This is a genomic window from Pseudomonas sp. LPB4.O (genome assembly GCF_038383825.1).
Taxonomy (GTDB): domain Bacteria; phylum Pseudomonadota; class Gammaproteobacteria; order Pseudomonadales; family Pseudomonadaceae; genus Aquipseudomonas; species Aquipseudomonas putida.
In genome coordinates this window covers 5,042,478-5,061,308 of sequence record NZ_CP151298.1, presented here as the reverse complement: position 1 = coordinate 5,061,308, position 18,831 = coordinate 5,042,478, and the positions used below count along the sequence as shown (strand labels likewise).

Genomic DNA, 18,831 nt, shown 5'->3' with positions numbered 1-18,831 from the left:
TGTGTGGGGCAATAATAGACAGGCCATACTCGCAAGTAAACATGATATTCCGCGATTAACTGTTAATTAAGCTGTGACAACATTTCGCTACGTGAACAAAAATTTACTTACAAACCCTGCATTTCGTCATCTCTGTCAGGCAATGCCTGCGCCGGGTATGCGGGTCGGCATACGCCATCGCCGCTGCGATCAATACTGCGTTTTTTCTGGCGGACCGCTAGAATAGGCGCCTTTGCGAAGTTCTGGAGTCTCATTCATGCGCACCTATCGTCTCGTGATCGCCTGCCCCGACCGTGTAGGCATCGTGGCGAAAGTCAGTAATTTCCTGGCCTTGTACAATGGCTGGATCAACGAAGCCAGCCACCACTCTGATGAGCAGAGCGGTTGGTTCTTCATGCGCCATGAAATCCGTGCCGAATCGCTGCCGTTCGGTATCGAAGCCTTCCGCGAGGCGTTTGCGCCGATCGCCGAAGAGTTCTCCATGACCTGGCGCATTACCGACTCGGCGCAGAAAAAGCGTGTGGTACTGATGGCCAGCCGTGAGTCGCACTGCCTGGCCGACCTGCTGCATCGCTGGCACACCGATGAACTGGATTGCGAGATCCCTTGCGTGATTTCCAACCACGACGACCTGCGCAGCATGGTCGAGTGGCATGGCATTCCGTTCTTCCATGTACCGGTCGACCCCAAGGACAAGGCACCGGCCTTTGCCGAAGTGTCGCGCCTGGTCCAGGAGCACGCCGCCGATGTGGTGGTGCTGGCCCGTTACATGCAGATCCTGCCGCCGCAACTGTGCCGGGACTTTGCTGAAAAGGTGATCAACATCCACCACAGCTTCCTGCCGTCGTTCGTCGGCGCCAAGCCTTACCACCAGGCCTCCCTGCGTGGGGTGAAACTGATCGGCGCGACCTGCCACTACGTCACCGAAGAGCTCGACGCCGGCCCGATCATCGAGCAGGACGTGGTGCGTGTCAGCCATGCCGACAGCATCGAGGACATGGTCCGCTTTGGCCGTGATGTGGAGAAGATGGTGCTGGCCCGTGGCCTGCGTTATCACCTGGAAGACCGGGTGCTGGTGCATGGCAACAAGACTGTCGTTTTCGATTGATGATGCAGGGGGCGCAAAGCGCCCCCGGCAATCTTGAAAGGAACACTGATGGCCAAACAACGCAACACCCCTACCGCCTCACCACCTCCCACTCTCGGCGAAGGTTGCCTGGCCCGCTACGACCCCGAAGCCCTGGATGACACCGACGGCACCGACTTCCCCGGCGCTGCCGAACTCTGGCAACAGCTCAACCCGCCTGACGCCGCCAGCGCTCCAGCAACGGACGCGCCAGCAGGCACACGAACACCGGGCCGCCCGCCAGCAGATAAAAGTAGTAAGTAACCGCCCGCCATATCAGGATCGCCGCCGCTGCGGTAGAACTGCCCACCCATGGCGTCAGCAGGCTGGCCGAAGTCAGCTCGGCGGCACCGGCGCCCCCTGGCAGCAGGCTGAACTGGCCGGCACTGAGCGACAGCATCTGCACCAGAAAGCTGGGGATCCATGCCAGGTCCACCCCCAACCCCCTCAATACCAGATACAAAACGCTGTAGCGCAGGCCCCAGTGTAGGCAGGTCAAGGTGAACACCAGGCTTAACGTGCGCTTGGGCAACTGCCAGGTCTGCGCCAGCGCGTGCATGAAGTGCAACAGCTTGCGTGCCCAGCGTCGTTTGCGCTGCTGGCTCATGCCCAGGCGCCGCAGCAGCCTGCCGTTCAACCGCATGACCTGGCGGCGATAGCGCAGCAGCCCGGCCACCCCGGCCAGTGCTGTGCACAGTAGCAGCGCACTGCCCAGCAACATGCTTTCCTGGCTGCGGGCCAGGCTGTGGAACAGTGCGTAACCGGCTATCGCCAGCATTGCGCAGAAGAAAAACACCAGGTCGTTCAACTGGTCCATGGCGAATACCGCGCCGCTGCGTGCCGGGCTGATGCGGTCACGCGCCAGCAGGGCCATGAGGGTCAAGGGCCCGCCGCTGCCGCCGGGGGTGGTGCAGATGGCGAATTCGGTGGCCATGACCACGCCCAGGCTGCGCAGTGGCCCAAGCCTGGCACCTTGCTGGCCGAGCAACAGGCGCAAGCGAATGGCGTTGATCGCCCAGCACAGCAGGATCATGCCCAGCAGCGTGAGCATCAGCACAGGGTCGAAGCGTTGCAGCCTCGGCAGCAGCTCGCTGCCACCGAGCAGGATCGGCACCAGCAATGCCGCGAACAGTGCCAGGCCCAGCCAGGCCAGGCGGTTCATGCGCTGGCCTGGCGGTCCAGCCAGGTCGACTTGGTCAGTGGCTCGCGGCCTTGAGCCAGCAGGCTGCGCAAGGTGTTCAGCCAGTATTCACGGGAGGTGCGGTGGCGCATGTCCACCGGGTGCAAGCCCAGGCGAAGGGTCTCGGCATCGCGCCAACGGCGGCATTGCCAGTCGCACAACACCCTTGAAAGCCCTCGGCGCCAGGCGCTGCGGGCACTCCACACCAGCCCCGGGGCTTCGATCGCGGTGAAGTCCGGTAAGCGGTACAGGTGCTGTGGCGTGCTGGTGTAACGCAGCGGCAGGCGGCGCAAGGCCTGGCGGGTGCCCTCGCTCATCAGCCAGGCTGGCGCGACAAAACCGGCCACAGGCCAGCCCTGCTGGTGGAACATTGCCAGGCCGCGCTCCAGCCGTTGCAGGGCCTGCTGCTGGTCGAGGCCGTAGAACTCACCTTCGTGGGTATAGATACGGCGCATGAAGTAGTCGCCGGGCGTGCGGGGCGGCGGGCCGTTGTCGGCATGGTAATAGCCGTGCAAGGCCAGTTCGTCGCCCTGACCCAGGCGCCGGTCAAGCAAGCGGCAGAAGGTGGGAGAACGCAGCAGCAGGTTGCGCTGGTGGAAGTCCGGCACCACAAGCCAGGTCATCGGGACGCCGCCGAGGCTGTCGACGGCTTCGACGAAGGGTTGGTAGTCCGGCCAGGTCTCGGGCGCAACATCATGCAGCACCAGCATCAGGCTACGTGACGCCGGCCGTGCCTCAACCATGAGCGCGCACCTGCGGCGGGTGGCCGAGCACGGCCTGATAGTGTTGCAGCAGGCCGCAGACCACGTTGTCCCATGAATAGTGCTGCTCCACGTGGCGGCGAGCCTGCGCCCCGAGTGAGCGTACGCCGGCCTCGAACGCTTCGCGCACGGCCGCTGCCATGGCCTGGCCATCGTTGGGGCGGCACAGGCGCCCGCACTGTTCGTTGACGATTTCGCCGAAGGCGCCGGCGCGCACGGCCACCACGGGGGTGGCGCTGGCCATCGCTTCGAGGATGACCAGGCCGAAGGTTTCCTGGTCTCCGGCGTGCACCAGCAGGTCGGCGCTGGCCAGCAGCCGGGCAACTTCCGGGGCCGGGCAGAAGTGGTCGATCACGCTGACGTTGCGCGGCACGTTGGCCGGCATGTTCGAACCCACCAGCAGCAGGTGGTAGGGGGCACCCAGCTGCTTCATGCAGTCGAGCAGCACCGGCAGGTTCTTTTCCCGCGAGCCGCGGCCGGCATAGATCAGCAAACGGCTGGTGTCGGCAATGCCCAGTTCTGCGCGCAGGTGCGGGTCGCGCTGGCCGGGGTTGAAGGTGGCCAGGTCCACGCCCAGGCGCTGCACATGCACATCGCGAACGCCCAAGCGGCGCAATTTGTCGGCCATTACCTGGCTGGGCGCGAGCACCCGGTCGAAATTGCCGTACAGCTTGCTGACATAGGCCTCGACATTGGGCGTGAACCAGTTGCCCATACGGTTGCTGACCAGCAACGGCAGGTCGGAATGGTAGAAGCCGATCACCGGCACATCCAGTTGACGCCGTGCCTCCAGCGCTGCCCAGGCGGTCAGGTAGGGGTCGCCGACTTCGATCAGGTCGGGCTTGAGCCGTCGCAGTTCACTGCACCAGGGGGCCAGGCGTACCGGGAAGCGGTAACCCTTGCCGAATGGCAGAGGCGGGGCGGGCACTTGATAGATGCCATCGGCGTGCTGTGCACTGGCACCGGGGATCAGCAGGCTGTGGCGTACGCCGTGCATGGCGTCAAGGCGGCGGTGTTTGGCATCAAGATAGGTACGTACGCCGCCGCTGGCCGGGGCGTAGAACATGGTGATGTCGGCGATGTGCACGATCAGCATCCCTCCGGGATCATCTTCGGTCTGTCATTCGGCGGTAACTGCCGGCGATGACGCGCCTAAAGGTGGACCTTTCAGAAGGATAGTTTGTTCGATCGGTTTGAGGAGAGGGGGAGTTCGGAATCCTTGTAGGAGCAGCCTTGTGCTGCGAAGAGGCCGGTGAAGGCAACATGGCAGTACTGCCTGTACTGGCCTCTTCGCAACACAAGGTTGCTCCTGCAGAGGAGGGTGTAGCTCCGGTCAGATGCGGAAACTGCCCACCAGTTGCTTCAGGCGGCCGGCCTGCTGCTCAAGGTCCGAGCAGGCGCGCAGGGTGGCTTGCAGGTTCTCCACGCCTTCCTGGTTGAGCATGTTGATCTCGTTGATGTCCATGTTGATCGCCTCGACCACGGCGGTCTGCTCTTCGGTGGCGGTGGCCACCGACTGGTTCATGCCGTCGATCTCGCTGATGCGCACGGTAACGCTGTCCAGCCGCTCACCGGCCTGGTTGGCGATCTGCACGCTGTCCTGGCTGTGGCGCTGGCTCTGGTCCATGGTCTCGACCGACGCGCGGGCGCCAACCTGCAGCTCTTCGATCATGGTCTGCACTTGCTGCGCCGATTCCTGGGTGCGGTGCGCCAGGTTGCGCACTTCATCGGCCACCACCGCAAAACCACGGCCGGCTTCACCGGCACGGGCCGCTTCGATGGCGGCGTTCAGCGCCAGCAGGTTGGTTTGCTGGGAAATGCTGGTGATCACTTCGAGGATCTGGCCAATGTTGACGGTCTTGTTGTTCAGCGTCTCGATGTGCCCGCTGGAACTGACGATCAGGTCGGACAGGCGGTTCATCGCCGCAATGTTGCGCTCGACCACCTGTTGCCCCTCTTCGGCCAGCAGGCGAGCCGAACTGGCATGTTGCGACGCTTGGGCGGCGTTGCCCGCGATTTCCTGTGCGGCGGCGCCCAGTTCGTTGATGGCGGCCGCCACGCTGTTGGTCCGGTTGGACTGCTCGTCAGAGTTGGTCATCGACGAGTTCGAGGCGCTGATGACACGCAGGGCTACTTCGTTGACTTGTTCGGTGGCCGAGGACACCTCGCTGATCGAGCTGTGAATGCGCTCGACGAAACGGTTGAAGGCGGTGCCCAGGATGCCGAACTCGTCGTGGTTGTGAATGCGCAGGCGTTTCGTCAGGTCGCCTTCACCTTCGGCGATGTCTTCCATGGCGCGGGTCATGGTGTGCAGCGGCTGCATCAGCACGTTTATCAGCAGCCCGAGCAGGCCGATGATGATCACCACCGCCACTACCGTGGCGATCACCGCCGAGGTGCGGAAGGTGCTGAGCATCGAGAAGGCCTTGTCCTTGTCCACCGACAGGCCGATGTACCAGTTGGCCGAAGGCAGGCCGGTGATCGGGGTGAAGGTCAGCAGGCGGGCCTGGCCATCGCTTTGCACTTCGGTCAGCTCACCGGTCAGTTTTGGCGTGTGCTGCGGGAACAGGTCCGACAGCGACTTCATCACCAGGTCTTTGTCAGGGTGCACCAGGACCTTGCCCTGGTCGTTGACCAGGAAGGCGTAGCCCATGCCGCCGAAGTTCAGCGAGTTGATGATCTGCACCAGGCCGTCCAAGGCCAGGTCGCCACCGACCACGCCGACACTGCTGGAAACCTTGCTGAGGATGCCAATGACCATCTTGTTGGTGGTCATGTCGATGTACGGTTCGGTCAGTGTCGCGCCGGCGGCACTCATGCCGTCCTTGTACCAGGGGCGCGTGCGCGGGTCGTAGCCATCGGGCATTTTTGCGTCCGGGCGTACGCTGAAACCGCCGTCCACCTTGCCCAGGTAAACGGTGAGGAAGCTGGAAATGAGCGCGTTCTGGGCCATCAGGGTTTCGGCGTTGGTGGGGTCCTGGGCAATGTTCTGTGCCAGGTTTTCCACCAGCTTGATTCGGCCGTCGAACAGGTTGCGGATGTTGGTCGAAGTGGAGGCGCCCATTTCAGCCAGATAGTTTTCCAGGTCCTCGCGGATCGCATTACGCTGGAGGTAATCGTTGTAGAGCGTGAAAAGGCTGAAGGCGAGTATCACGATCAATGATGCTGCCAAAAGAATCTTGTGGCTGAAACGAAGGCTTTTGTTCATGGCGTAATCGGTTCCGCTAAGGTGTTATATCAGGCGTTCGCACGGGTGGAGCCGCAAAGCAGTGCAACATCCCGAAAAGTCCCTTTTCGGTTGTTCCTCTCTAATTAAGGCGAATATCACCCAAAGGTATCGGCCGAATTAAGGTAAAGCTTGAGCAGAGGATTACAGAGATGTCGGAAACATCGACCATAGTTGTAGGTGCTGGCCCGGATGGCCAGCCAGTCGGGCAAGCGATGCGGCTGGCCAACCGCCATGGCCTGGTGGCGGGCGCGACGGGCACCGGCAAGACCGTGACCTTGCAGCACTTGGCGGAAGTGTTCAGCGACGCAGGGGTTGCCGTATTCGCGGCCGATGTCAAAGGTGACTTGTGTGGCCTGGGTGCCGCTGGCACACCACAGGGCAAGGTGGCCGAGCGAATCGCCGGTATGCCTTGGCTCGGGCACACGCCCCAGGCCTACCCGGTAAGCCTGTGGGACATCGCCGGGCAGTCCGGCCACCCGCTGCGCACTACCCTCAGTGAAATGGGGCCGTTGCTGCTGGGCAACCTCCTGGAGCTGACCGACAGCCAGCAGGCGGCGCTGTATGCGGCCTTCAAGGTTGCCGACCGAGAGGGCCTGTTACTGCTGGACCTCAAGGACCTCAAGGCGCTGCTGGCGCACCTGAAGGACAACCCGCAATTGCTGGGTGAAGACAGTGCACTGATGACCACGGCCTCTACCCAGGCCTTGTTGCGGCGGCTGGCGACCCTGGAGCAGCAGGGCGCCGAGGCGCTGTTTGGCGAGCCGGCATTGCAGCTTGAAGACCTGCTGCGGCCGGGCTCGGATGGCCGTGGGCGCATCCACCTGCTCGACGCCAGCCGGCTGGTGCATGAGGCACCCAAGGTGTACGCAACCTTCCTGCTGTGGCTGCTGGCCGAGCTATTCGAGCAATTGCCCGAGCGTGGAGATGCCGACAAGCCGGTACTGGCCTTGTTCTTCGATGAAGCGCACTTGCTGTTCAACGGTACGCCCAAGGCGCTGCAGGACCGCCTGGAGCAGGTGGTGCGGCTGATCCGCTCCAAGGGCGTGGGGGTGTACTTCGTCACCCAGTCACCGGGTGACTTGCCGGATGCGGTGCTGGCCCAGTTGGGGTTGCGCATTCAGCATGGCCTGCGGGCCTTTACCGCCAAGGAGCAAAAGTCGCTGAGGGCAGTGGCCGATGGCTTTCGCCCGAACCCCGCGTTCGAAACCCTGGCGGTGCTGACCGAGCTGGGGATTGGCGAGGCGTTGGTGGGGACACTGGAAGAGAAGGGTACGCCTGCCATGGTGCAGCGGGTGCTGATTGCACCGCCGCAGTCGCGTATCGGGCCGCTGAGTGCGGCCGAGCGCAGTGCGCTGATTGCCGCTTCGCCGCTGGCGGGGCGCTATGACAAGCCGGTGGACCGTGAGTCGGCCTATGAAATGCTGACCCAGCGCAAGGGCGAGGCGGTGGAGCCAGCCCCGCAGCCGAAGGCGGATGAGGAGAGCTTTGCCGACAAGGCCGGTGACTTCCTGCAGAGTGCGGCGGGGCAGGCTATCAAGTCGGCTGTGCGCCAAGCCGCCAACCAGTTGGGGCGGCAACTGGTGCGCGGGTTGATGGGGTCGTTGCTGGGGGGCAAGAAAAGGTAGTTTGCTTGTACCGGCCCTATCGCCGGCAAGCCAGCTCCCACAGGGTGGACTGCCCCCCAAAAGTTGGACAGTTTCAGCTAGCAGACTCAGCAGCATGGGCCCTGTATTCCACAGGGCTCATGCCATTGAGCTTTAGCTTGATGCGGTCATGGTTGTAGTAGTGGATGTACTCGTCCAGACCGGCTTTCAGTTCTTCAACGCTCTCGAAACGCTTCAGGTAGAAAAACTCGGACTTAAGCGTACCAAAAAAGCTCTCCATTGCCGCATTGTCCAGGCAGTTTCCTTTGCGTGACATGCTCTGGTTCAGTCCTCGCTCTGCCAGCTTATGGCGGTACTGGGAGTGCTGGTAGTGCCACCCTTGATCCGAGTGAAGCACCAGCTTCGGCTTGTTTCCCAGGCGCTTGAAGGCCTTGTCCAGCATGTTGGTAACCAGCCCGAGGCAAGGCCTGCTGGCCACTTCGTATGCCACGATTTCGGCGTTGTACAAGTCCATCACAGGAGAGAGATAGACCTTTTTCTCAGCTACTTTAAACTCGGTCACATCGGTCACCCACTTCTGATTCGGGCGCTGCGCGAGGAAGTTTCGCTCCAGCAGGTTAGGCGCGATAGTGCCGACGACGCCCTTGTACGACCGATACTTTTTGGGCCGTACGAGTGAGCGAAGATCAAGCGCGACCATCAAGCGTTCTACGACCTTCTTGTTAACCAAGGTGCCGGCGTTGCGGATCACCGCCGTCACACGCCGGTAACCGTAGAGCCCTTTTTCCTCGTGATAGACACGCTGAATCAGCTGTTTCAGGACAGCATGCTTGTCAGGTTTGGCCTGCGCCTGAAGTTGGTAATAGAACGTGCTGCGAGGTAAGTCAGCCAGTTGCAGAACGGCGGCCAAGGGAAACCTGTCCTTGAGCGCCGACACGATCAGGGCTTTTTGGGCTGACTTCGCTCCTGCTTCTTCAGTTCTTCCAGCTTTTTTAGGTAAGCGTTCTCCATACGCAGCCACTCAAGCTCAGCCAGCAACTGGTCGCGGCTTTTATCGGTGTCATCGGACGTCGTAGGTTTTATGGGGTAAGGCTTTTTCGACATGGCAGCGGGTTTTCTTCTCTTGGGAGCAGGTAAATCCAGACTCCCACTGTAGTGCTGCCGCGCCCAAATGCCTATCTGCGAGGACTGACCAAGACCAAAATGGGCGGCGGTCTGGCGCAAGGAAAGCTGATGCTTGTGCATGTACTCAAGGACTGAGCGCTTGTAGGCCGTGCTGTACCGCTGGCCGGTTTTGCGCAGGCTGAACTGACCATGCTTCTGGAAAGCGGAGAACCAGCGCCGCAGCAGGCTGAAGTCCACTGCAAATCGCCGAGCTACTGTTCTAAATCCTTCACCACCCTCCAGGTAGGCCTGGACGGCGGTGAGCTTGAATTGATCTGAGTACTTGCTCATGTGAACACCCCAAGAAATTGGATTGGTGTCCAACTTCCTGGGGGCAGTCCAGGGATCTCGCTGCCCGTGTGGGAGCGGGTTTACCCGCGAAGAGGCCGGTGCAGAAAAGCACAAATGAAAAAGGCGCCCCAAGGCGCCTTTATACTGAGAGCAGTGTCACTCAGCCAATGGCTTTGGATGCCAGCCAGAACAGGCCGGCGGCCAGGCCCATCGAGGCCGGCAGGGTCAGGATCCAGGCCAGCAGGATGGTCTTCACCGTGCCGCCTTGCAGGCCGCTCTTGTTGGCGACCATGGTGCCGGCCACGCCTGACGACAGCACGTGGGTGGTCGATACCGGCAGGGCGAACACGTTGGCCATGCCGATGGCGCAGGCCGCGGTGATCTGTGCCGACATGCCCTGGGCATAGGTCATGCCCTGCTTGCCGATCTTCTCGCCAACGGTAAGTACCACACGCTTCCAGCCAACCATGGTGCCCAGGCCCAAGGCCAGGGCGACGGCCACGATCACCCAGAACGGTGCGTATTCGGTGGTGGCGGTCAGGTCTTTGCGCAGTTTTTCCAGGTCGGCCTTTTCACGGGCGTCGAGGCCTGGCAGCTTGCCAACCTTCTTCGCGGTGTCATCCAGGCACAGCAGATAGCGACGCACTTCAACGCGCTTGTCGGTATCCAGGCTGTGGTAGTCGGTCACGCCCTGAAGCGAGGACTGCAGCGCGGCGATGGTCGGCTCGGTCTGCTGCGGGTTGCAGCTGAACTGCTCCGGCAGGTCGTTGGACTTGGCCTTGCCCAGTGCCAGGAACTCGCCAAGGGTGGCGGCGTTGCGCTGGTAGAACTGGCTCATGTGCAGGGTAGCGTCGCGGGTACGCTCGATCTGGTAGGTGGTGCTGTTCAGGTCGAGGACGAACTTGGCCGGGACGATACCGATCAGCACCAGCATGATCAGGCCGATGCCTTTCTGACCGTCGTTGGAACCGTGCACGAAGCTCACGCCCATGGCCGAAACCACCAGTACCATGCGGTTCCAGAATGGCGGGTGCTTCTTGTCGTCGAGCTTGCGGCGCTGGTCGGGGGTCTTGTGCATCTTCGACAGCGGGCGCCACCACTTAAGGCCGATCAGCACCAGGGCTGCGACGGCGAAGCCGGCCATTGGCGAAACCACCAGCGACATCGCGATGTCGATCGCCTTCTGCCAGTTGACGCCATCGGCCAGCGGGATGTCGTTGATCAGGGCGTTGGCCAGGCCGACACCGAGAATGGAGCCGATCAGCGTGTGCGAACTGGAGGCGGGGATACCAAAGTACCAGGTGCCCAGGTTCCAGGTGATGGCCGCAGCCAGCAACGAGAAGACCATGGCCAGGCCGTGTCCGGTGTTCACATTGATCAGCAGCTCTACCGGCAGCAGGTGCACGATGGCATAGGCCACCCCGACACCGCCGAGCAGAACGCCAAGGAAGTTGAACACGCCGGAGAAGAACACGGCGAGGTGCGGCGGCATGGCTTTGGTGTAGATGACGGTAGCTACCGCGTTGGCGGTGTCATGAAAGCCATTGATGAACTCGAAGGCGAGTACGAAGGTCAAGGCGAGCAGCAGGCTCACCAACACCCAGGCATCCAGTCCGCTGAATAAATCGATCATGAAGGTTGTCTGGCGGGTATAGGGGGGCGGGATTATGCCAGAAAACCTTGGCAATCGATGCACCTGCTACAGACCGATGGCAATCTTCATGGGGTGAGCGCACGGTGCACGTAGGGGCGCTGAGGCAGGGAAATATCGGCTAAAAAGCGCAAAGCGTGGCTAAATCAGGCAGAAAAACGAAGAAATGGCCGATTCGCCATCATTCAAACGGGCGTATGAAATTTGTGTAATTCCATTTCATCATCGGTCAGATGGTAAAGATCGACCGCGCCCGGGCTGGCCGGGCGACGACGCGCTGGCGTGGTCCAGGGTCAGGGATTGTCGCTGCGCAGTTCCTTTTCAATGCGTTCCAGTTCCTGGTTGAACGCCTGGTCGCGCACGCTGGCACGTTTGCGCCAAGGTTTGCGCTCTGGATCCGGTTGTGCGGCGTAAGTGGTGACTTCACCACCGTAAACATCCTTGTAACGTTCAGCCTGGCGCTCGAGTTCTGCGCGCAGTTCATCTTTCGTCACATGCAGTACCTGAATTAAGTGTGATGACTGTTGTTATGCATTGTGCAGCATGCACATGCCTCGCTGGCCGCAACGGCTAGATACAACGGAAGGTTCCATTACTACGCTAGCGTCGGGGCCTGCGCAATCGATTATAGCAACCGATAATTCGCCGAACATCGTTATTTAACAGCCCTGACATCATCTGACGCAAGTAGTGGCAGGTGTCGGCAAACAGTTTGGACGTTTCGTACAAGTTTGAAAGGCATGGCGGATAGTTCGATGCAACGCCGGGGTGAGGCCCGAATGAAAAACGGCCTCGCCAAAAGGCGAGGCCGTTGCCTGGGGACTTCTACGGTGGGTACCTGACCAGTCTCTCCAAAGAAGCCACAAGTGGCAGGAGAAAGGTATAAGCAAAAGTGTCAGCGGTCAATTGCGATTATCGGCCGTTTGTTCGATAATCGCACGAACGGGCGTTTTTTTTGAGGTGTGCGATGAGTGACGAAACCCTGGTCAACGATCCGGTCAATCCAGAGCCGGCGCGACCCGCTTCGGCCGCCATGGCGCCGCCGATCGTGGCTTCCCCGGCCAAGCGCATCCAGGCGTTTACCGGCGATCCCGACTTCATGACCTCCCTGGCACGTGGCCTGGCCGTGATCCAGGCCTTTCAGGAGCGCAAGCGCCACCTGACCATCGCCCAGATCAGCCACCGCACCGAAATCCCTCGCGCAGCGGTGCGCCGTTGCCTGCACACGCTGATCAAGCTGGGTTACGCCACCTCCGACGGGCGTACCTATTCGCTGCTGCCCAAAGTATTGACGTTGGGGCATGCCTACCTGTCGTCGACGCCGTTGGCGATTTCTGCCCAGCCTTATCTGGACCGTATCAGTGACCAACTGCACGAAGCGGCCAACATGGCCACCCTCGAAGGCGACGACATTCTTTATATAGCCCGTTCGGCCACGGTGGAGCGGCTGATATCGGTCGACTTGTCGGTGGGCGGGCGCCTGCCGGCCTATTGCACATCGATGGGGCGCATCCTGCTGGCGGCGATGGACGACACCAGCCTGCGTGAATACCTGGAGCGTGCCGACCTGAAAGCGCGCACCAGCCGTACGCTGCATGACCCTGAGTCACTGTTCGCCTGCATCCAGCAGGTGCGCGCCCAGGGCTGGTGCGTGGTGGACCAGGAGCTGGAGCAGGGGCTGCGTTCGATTGCCGTGCCGATCTACGACGCGTCGGGGCAGGTGTTGGCGGCGCTGAACGTGAGCACCCATGTGGGTCGGGTGACGCGTAGCGAGCTGGAACAGCGCTTCCTGCCGATCCTGCTGGCGGCCAGCCGGGACCTTTGCCATCAGTTGTTTGGCTGAGATTGCAGGGGGGCGCCAAGCGGCCCCCTTTCACATTTAGAACAGGCAAAACGGTTTCTTGTGCGATAAACGCACAGTGTCGCTCCGGGCGAATTGCGCCACCGCCGCCCGCTGATTAATGTCTCTCGCAACGGTCGGCCAAGCCGACCGAACAAAAAATACAAGAGGCACTTACCATGAATACTGTCCACTTATTGCTGCGGCCGCACCCGCACGCAGTACCGTTGTATCCAGGCTGACGCAGGCCATATTCCCCAATCATCGTCCCCTGTACCGGTTGCCCGTGTGCAGTGGTCTGGCTGTGCCCTACATTCTGGATAACAACAATGAACCAAGCACAAAACAGCGTCGGCAAAAGCCTCGACGTCCAGTCATTCATCAACCAGCAGCCGCTGTCCCGCTACCAGTGGCGGGTCGTGTTGCTGTGCTTTCTGATCGTCTTCCTCGACGGCCTGGACACGGCCGCCATGGGCTTCATCGCCCCGGCGCTGTCGCAGGAGTGGGGCATCGACCGGGCCAGCCTTGGCCCGGTGATGAGCGCCGCATTGATCGGCATGGTGTTCGGTGCCCTGGGCTCCGGGCCGTTGGCTGACCGCTTCGGCCGCAAAGGTGTGCTGGTGGGCGCGGTGCTGGTGTTTGGCGGTTTCAGCCTGGCCTCGGCCTATGCCACCAACGTCGACCAGTTGCTGGTGCTGCGCTTCCTGACTGGCCTGGGCCTGGGTGCCGGCATGCCCAATGCCACCACGCTGCTGTCCGAATACACCCCCGAACGCCTCAAGTCGCTGCTGGTGACCAGCATGTTCTGCGGCTTCAACCTGGGCATGGCCGGTGGTGGCTTCATTTCCGCCAAGATGATCCCGGCCTATGGCTGGCACAGCCTGCTGGTGATCGGCGGCGTGCTGCCACTGCTGCTGGCGCTGGTGTTGATGGTGTGGTTGCCGGAGTCGGCGCGGTTCCTGGTGGTGCGCAACCGTGGTACCGACAAGATCCGCAAGACCCTCTCGCCCATTGCGCCGCAGGTGGTGGCCGAGGCGGGCAGCTTTAGCGTGCCAGAGCAAAAGGCCGTGGCCGCGCGCAGCGTGTTTGCGGTGATTTTCTCCGGCACTTATGGCCTGGGCACCATGCTGCTGTGGCTGACCTACTTCATGGGCCTGGTAATCGTCTACCTCCTGACCAGCTGGTTGCCAACCCTGATGCGTGATAGCGGCGCGAGCATGGAGCAGGCCGCATTCATCGGTGCGTTGTTCCAGTTCGGCGGCGTGCTGAGTGCCGTGGGTGTGGGCTGGGCCATGGACCGTTACAACCCACACAAGGTGATCGGCATTTTCTACCTGCTGGCTGGGGTGTTCGCCTACGCCGTGGGGCAGAGCCTGGGCAACATCACCGTGTTGGCCACGTTGGTGCTGATCGCCGGCATGTGCGTGAACGGCGCGCAATCGGCAATGCCGTCGCTGGCGGCACGCTTCTACCCGACCCAGGGCCGTGCCACGGGTGTATCGTGGATGCTGGGTATCGGCCGCTTTGGTGCGATTCTGGGGGCCTGGAGCGGCGCAACGCTACTGGGCCTGGGCTGGAACTTCGAGCAGGTGCTGACCGCGTTGCTGGTGCCTGCGGCGCTGGCGACCGTAGGTGTGATCGTCAAAGGGTTGGTCAGCCACGCCGACGCGACCTGAGAAGCGGGGGCCACTTTGTGGACCCTTCGCAGTACAAGGCTGCTCCTACAGGGAGCGGCCTTGTGTCGCGATAGGGCTGCGCAGCAGCCCGGCCTGCAGATAAGTAGCAGCGCAACAAATAGTTCGATAATCGCACAAATAGTCGATTATCGGATTGTAAGCCTACCGCTACTCTCCTTAATCTGAGCTCATCGAAGCACCCTGACCAGTAGCCTCCACACGTACCGCCGCGGCCCATGGCCAGTGGCAGGAGAAGCCTAATGCGCGACGTATTTATCTGTGACGCCATCCGCACCCCCATCGGCCGCTTCGGCGGCGCCCTGGCGGGTGTGCGTGCCGACGACCTGGCTGCCGTGCCGCTGAAAGCGCTGATCGAGCGCAACCCTGCGGTGCAGTGGGACCAGGTTGATGAAGTGTTCTTCGGCTGCGCTAACCAGGCCGGTGAAGACAACCGCAACGTGGCGCGCATGGCGCTGCTGCTGGCCGGCCTGCCGGAGAGCATCCCGGGCGTCACCCTGAACCGCCTGTGCGCATCGGGCATGGATGCCATCGGCACTGCCTTCCGCGCCATCGCCAGCGGCGAAATGGAGCTGGCGATTGCCGGCGGCGTCGAGTCGATGTCGCGCGCTCCGTTCGTCATGGGTAAGGCTGAAAGCGGCTATTCGCGCAACATGAAGCTGGAAGACACTACCATCGGCTGGCGCTTCATCAACCCGCTGATGAAGAGCCAGTACGGTGTGGACTCCATGCCGGAAACCGCCGATAACGTAGCCGATGATTACCAGGTTTCGCGCGCTGACCAGGACGCTTTCGCCCTGCGCAGCCAGCAGAAGGCTGCAGCCGCCCAGGCTGCCGGCTTCTTCGCCGAAGAGATCGTGCCGGTGCGCATTGCCCACAAGAAGGGCGAAACCATCGTCGAGCGTGACGAGCACCTGCGCCCGGAAACCACGCTGGAGGCGCTGACCAAGCTCAAGCCGGTCAACGGCCCGGACAAGACGGTCACCGCCGGCAACGCCTCGGGCGTGAACGACGGTGCTGCGGCGCTGATCCTGGCGTCGGCAGAAGCGGTGAAGAAGCACGGCCTGACCCCGCGTGCCCGGGTACTGGGCATGGCCAGCGGCGGTGTTGCACCACGGGTGATGGGCATTGGCCCGGTGCCGGCGGTGCGTAAACTGACCGAGCGCCTGGGTGTGGCGGTAAGTGATTTCGACGTGATCGAGCTCAACGAAGCCTTTGCCAGCCAAGGCCTGGCAGTGCTGCGTGAGCTGGGTGTGGCCGACGATGCGCCGCAGGTGAACCCTAATGGCGGCGCAATCGCCCTGGGGCACCCGCTGGGCATGAGCGGTGCGCGCCTGGTGCTGACTGCGCTGCATCAGCTGGAGAAAAGTGGCGGGCGCAAGGGCCTGGCGACCATGTGTGTGGGTGTCGGCCAAGGTCTGGCGCTGGCCATCGAGCGGGTTTGACCTGTACCGGCCCTATCGCGGGCAAGCCCGCTCCTACAAGGAACCACGCTCTCCCTGTAGGAGCGGGCTTGCCCGCGATAGGGCCGGTAGCTTCGACATAAGGCCAATTGCCAGCCAGATAGCGGAACGAGTGTGTTACCAGGTATGTCTAGACTTACCTAGGACCCTCCAGGAGTAAAACCGTCATGACCTCAACCTATTACACCGGCGAAGAACGCAGCAAGCGCATCTTCGCTATCGTCGGTGCCTCGTCAGGCAACCTGGTGGAATGGTTCGACTTCTACGTCTACGCCTTCTGCGCTATCTACTTCGCCCCGGCCTTCTTCCCCTCCGACGACCCTACCGTCCAGCTGTTGAACACGGCTGGTGTGTTCGCCGCAGGGTTTTTGATGCGCCCCATCGGCGGCTGGATCTTCGGCCGCCTCGCTGACCGCCATGGTCGCAAGAATTCCCTGATGATCTCGGTGCTGATGATGTGCTTCGGCTCCCTGATGATCGCCTGCCTGCCCACCTATGACAGCATCGGCACCTGGGCCCCGGCGCTGCTGTTGCTGGCCCGCCTGATCCAGGGCCTGTCGGTGGGTGGCGAATACGGCACCACCGCCACCTACATGAGTGAAGTGGCCCTGCGTGGGCAGCGTGGCTTCTTTGCCTCGTTCCAGTACGTCACCCTGATTGGTGGGCAGTTGCTGGCGGTGCTGGTGGTGGTGATCCTGCAGCAGTTGCTGACTGAGGATGAACTGCGTGCCTGGGGCTGGCGCATTCCATTCGTGGTAGGGGCCATCGCCGCGCTGATCTCGTTGATGTTGCGCCGCTCGCTGCACGAGACCAGCAGCGCCGAAACCCGCAACGACAAAGATGCAGGCACCATCAAGGGCCTGTTCCGCAACCATGCGGCGGCCTTCATCACCGTGCTTGGCTACACCGCCGGCGGCTCGCTGATCTTCTACACCTTCACCACCTACATGCAGAAGTACCTGGTCAACACCGCGGGTATGACGGCGAAAAACGCCAGCTACGTGATGACCGGCGCGCTGTTCCTGTTCATGGTGGTGCAGCCGTTCTTCGGCATGCTGTCCGACCGCATCGGCCGACGCAATTCGATGCTGCTGTTTGGCGCGCTCGGGACCTTGTGCACCGTGCCGCTGCTGATGGCGCTGAAAACAGTCACCAGTCCGTTCATGGCCTTCGTGCTGATCAGCCTGGCGTTGTGTATTGTCAGTTTCTACACCTCGATCAGCGGCCTGGTGAAGGCCGAGATGTTCCCGCCACAAGTACGTGCGCTGGGTGTAGGCCTGGCCTACGCAGTGGCCAACGCGGCATTTGGCGGCTCCGCCGAGTACGTGGCCTTGGGCCTGAAGACCCTGGGCATGGAAAACACTTTCTACTGGTACGTGACGGCCATGATGGCGATTGCCTTCCTGTTCAGCCTGCGCCTGCCGAGGCAGGCCGCGTACCTGCACCACGATGACTAAGGACGTGGCATGACCAACCAACTGTTCGACGCCTACTTCACCGCGCCGGCCATGCGCGAGATTTTCTCCGACCGTGGCCGCTTACAGGGCATGCTCGATTTCGAAGCCGCGCTGGCCCGTGCCGAAGCTGCTGTGGGGCTGGTCCCGCACAGCGCCGTGGCCGCCATCGAGGCGGCATGCAAGGCCGAGCGCTATGACGTGGGGGCGCTGGCCAATGCCATCGCAACCGCTGGCAACTCGGCAATCCCGCTGGTGAAGGCGTTGGGCAGGGTGATTGCCAGTGGCGTGCCCGAGGCCGAGCGCTATGTGCACCTGGGCGCCACCAGCCAGGACGCGATGGACACCGGTCTGGTGTTGCAGTTGCGCGATGCCCTCGACCTGATCGAAGCGGACCTGGGCAAACTGGCCGATACCCTGTCGCAGCAGGCCTTGAAGCACGCCGATACGCCAATGGTGGGCCGCACCTGGCTGCAACACGCTACCCCGGTGACCCTGGGCATGAAACTGGCTGGCGTGCTGGGGGCATTGACCCGCCACCGTCAGCGCCTGCAAGAGCTGCGCCCGCGCCTGTTGGTGCTGCAGTTCGGCGGCGCCTCGGGCAGCCTGGCCGCTCTGGGCAGCAAGGCGATGCCGGTGGCCGAGGCCCTGGCCGAGCAACTGAAGCTGACCCTGCCCGAGCAACCCTGGCACACCCAGCGTGATCGCCTGGTAGAGTTTGCCTCGGTGCTTGGCCTTGTGGCCGGCAGCCTGGGCAAGTTCGGCCGCGATGTCAGCCTGCTGATGCAAACCGAGGCGGGGGAGGTATTCGAGCCTTCCGCACCAGGCAAGGGCGGCTCTTCGACCATGCCACACAAGCGCAACCCGGTGGGCGCTGCGGTGCTGATCGGTGCCGCGACCCGCGTGCCGGGGCTGGTATCGACGCTGTTCGCCGCCATGCCCCAGGAGCACGAGCGCAGCCTGGGCCTGTGGCATGCCGAATGGGAAACCCTCCCGGACATCTGCTGCCTGGTCTCCGGCGCGCTGCGCCAGGCCCAGGTGATTGCCGAGGGCGTGGAAGTGGACGCAGCGCGCATGCGCCGTAACCTCGACCTGACCCAAGGGCTGGTGCTGGCAGAAGCGGTGAGTATCGTCCTGGCCCAACGCCTGGGCCGCGACCGTGCCCACCACTTGCTGGAACAATGCTGCCAGCGCGCCGTGGCCGAACAGCGCCACCTGCGTGCGGTGCTGGGTGATGACCCACAGGTCAGTGCCGAGCTGTCTGCCGAAGAACTTGATCGCCTGCTCGACCCTGCCCATTACCTGGGCCAAGCCCGCGTCTGGGTCGCGCGCGCCGTATCCGAACATCAACATTTCACTGCCTGAAGGAGACTG

Annotated in this window: 14 protein-coding genes; 7 read left to right on the top strand and 7 right to left on the bottom strand. The window is 62.3% G+C overall.

The window, feature by feature from the left end; translation table 11 throughout:
- The first annotated feature begins 256 nt into the window (after positions 1-256).
- Positions 257-1,108 (top strand): formyltetrahydrofolate deformylase, encoded by an 852-nt coding sequence (gene purU / locus MRBLPB4O_RS22845; RefSeq protein ID WP_063422272.1) that lies wholly within the window; start codon positions 257-259, stop codon positions 1,106-1,108.
- A gap of 187 nt (positions 1,109-1,295) precedes the next feature.
- Here the strand turns inward: purU and MRBLPB4O_RS22840 are convergent, their stop codons facing one another.
- From MRBLPB4O_RS22840 to MRBLPB4O_RS22825, 4 genes are all read right to left on the bottom strand, one after another.
- Positions 1,296-2,288, bottom strand: a complete 993-nt coding sequence (locus MRBLPB4O_RS22840; protein WP_341796683.1) for a lysylphosphatidylglycerol synthase transmembrane domain-containing protein — start codon at positions 2,286-2,288, stop codon at positions 1,296-1,298.
- Positions 2,285-3,049: a DUF2334 domain-containing protein gene (locus tag MRBLPB4O_RS22835; protein ID WP_341796682.1), complete on the bottom strand. Its 765-nt coding sequence runs from the start codon at positions 3,047-3,049 to the stop codon at positions 2,285-2,287. Before MRBLPB4O_RS22835 ends, MRBLPB4O_RS22840 begins: the two co-directional genes overlap by 4 nt.
- On the bottom strand, positions 3,042-4,163 hold the full coding sequence (locus MRBLPB4O_RS22830; protein WP_341796681.1) for a glycosyltransferase family 1 protein: 1,122 nt from the start codon (positions 4,161-4,163) through the stop codon (positions 3,042-3,044). Before MRBLPB4O_RS22830 ends, MRBLPB4O_RS22835 begins: the two co-directional genes overlap by 8 nt.
- Before the next feature lie 237 nt (positions 4,164-4,400).
- Positions 4,401-6,275 carry a methyl-accepting chemotaxis protein gene (locus MRBLPB4O_RS22825; RefSeq protein WP_341796680.1) on the bottom strand — a complete coding sequence of 625 codons (1,875 nt, stop codon included), beginning with the start codon at positions 6,273-6,275 and terminating at the stop codon, positions 4,401-4,403.
- A gap of 170 nt (positions 6,276-6,445) precedes the next feature.
- Between MRBLPB4O_RS22825 and MRBLPB4O_RS22820 the strand changes: the two genes are divergently transcribed.
- Positions 6,446-7,921, top strand: coding sequence for a helicase HerA-like domain-containing protein (locus MRBLPB4O_RS22820; RefSeq protein ID WP_341796679.1), 1,476 nt, complete (start codon positions 6,446-6,448; stop codon positions 7,919-7,921).
- A gap of 73 nt (positions 7,922-7,994) precedes the next feature.
- Here MRBLPB4O_RS22820 and MRBLPB4O_RS22815 read toward each other — a convergent pair.
- The 3 genes from MRBLPB4O_RS22815 to MRBLPB4O_RS22805 form a co-directional block, all read right to left on the bottom strand.
- Positions 7,995-9,355 (bottom strand): IS3 family transposase gene (locus tag MRBLPB4O_RS22815; protein ID WP_341796297.1). Its coding sequence is split into 2 segments (ribosomal slippage): positions 7,995-8,887 and positions 8,887-9,355, totalling 1,362 coding nucleotides; the frame shifts between segments, so codons are not numbered across the junction.
- A gap of 160 nt (positions 9,356-9,515) precedes the next feature.
- On the bottom strand, positions 9,516-10,988 hold the full coding sequence (locus MRBLPB4O_RS22810; RefSeq protein WP_341796678.1) for an inorganic phosphate transporter: 1,473 nt from the start codon (positions 10,986-10,988) through the stop codon (positions 9,516-9,518).
- A 311-nt stretch (positions 10,989-11,299) separates the two neighbouring features.
- Positions 11,300-11,500: a hypothetical protein gene (locus tag MRBLPB4O_RS22805; protein ID WP_016488886.1), complete on the bottom strand. Its 201-nt coding sequence runs from the start codon at positions 11,498-11,500 to the stop codon at positions 11,300-11,302.
- 473 nt (positions 11,501-11,973) lie between these two features.
- Between MRBLPB4O_RS22805 and pcaR the strand changes: the two genes are divergently transcribed.
- The 5 genes from pcaR to MRBLPB4O_RS22780 all read left to right on the top strand — a co-directional run bounded on the left by pcaR (position 11,974) and on the right by MRBLPB4O_RS22780 (position 18,822).
- Positions 11,974-12,849 (top strand): pca regulon transcriptional regulator PcaR, encoded by an 876-nt coding sequence (gene pcaR, locus MRBLPB4O_RS22800; protein WP_016498118.1) that lies wholly within the window; start codon positions 11,974-11,976, stop codon positions 12,847-12,849.
- A 326-nt stretch (positions 12,850-13,175) separates the two neighbouring features.
- Positions 13,176-14,522: an MFS transporter gene (locus MRBLPB4O_RS22795; protein ID WP_016498119.1), complete on the top strand. Its 1,347-nt coding sequence runs from the start codon at positions 13,176-13,178 to the stop codon at positions 14,520-14,522.
- Between the two features lie 260 nt (positions 14,523-14,782).
- Positions 14,783-15,985 (top strand): 3-oxoadipyl-CoA thiolase, encoded by a 1,203-nt coding sequence (pcaF, locus tag MRBLPB4O_RS22790; protein ID WP_016498120.1) that lies wholly within the window; start codon positions 14,783-14,785, stop codon positions 15,983-15,985.
- Between the two features lie 185 nt (positions 15,986-16,170).
- Complete coding sequence (locus MRBLPB4O_RS22785; RefSeq protein WP_341796677.1) at positions 16,171-17,460, top strand: MFS family transporter; 1,290 nt, start codon at positions 16,171-16,173, stop codon at positions 17,458-17,460.
- 9 nt (positions 17,461-17,469) lie between these two features.
- Complete coding sequence (locus MRBLPB4O_RS22780) at positions 17,470-18,822, top strand: 3-carboxy-cis,cis-muconate cycloisomerase (protein WP_341796676.1); 1,353 nt, start codon at positions 17,470-17,472, stop codon at positions 18,820-18,822.
- The last annotated feature ends 9 nt before the right edge of the window (positions 18,823-18,831 follow it).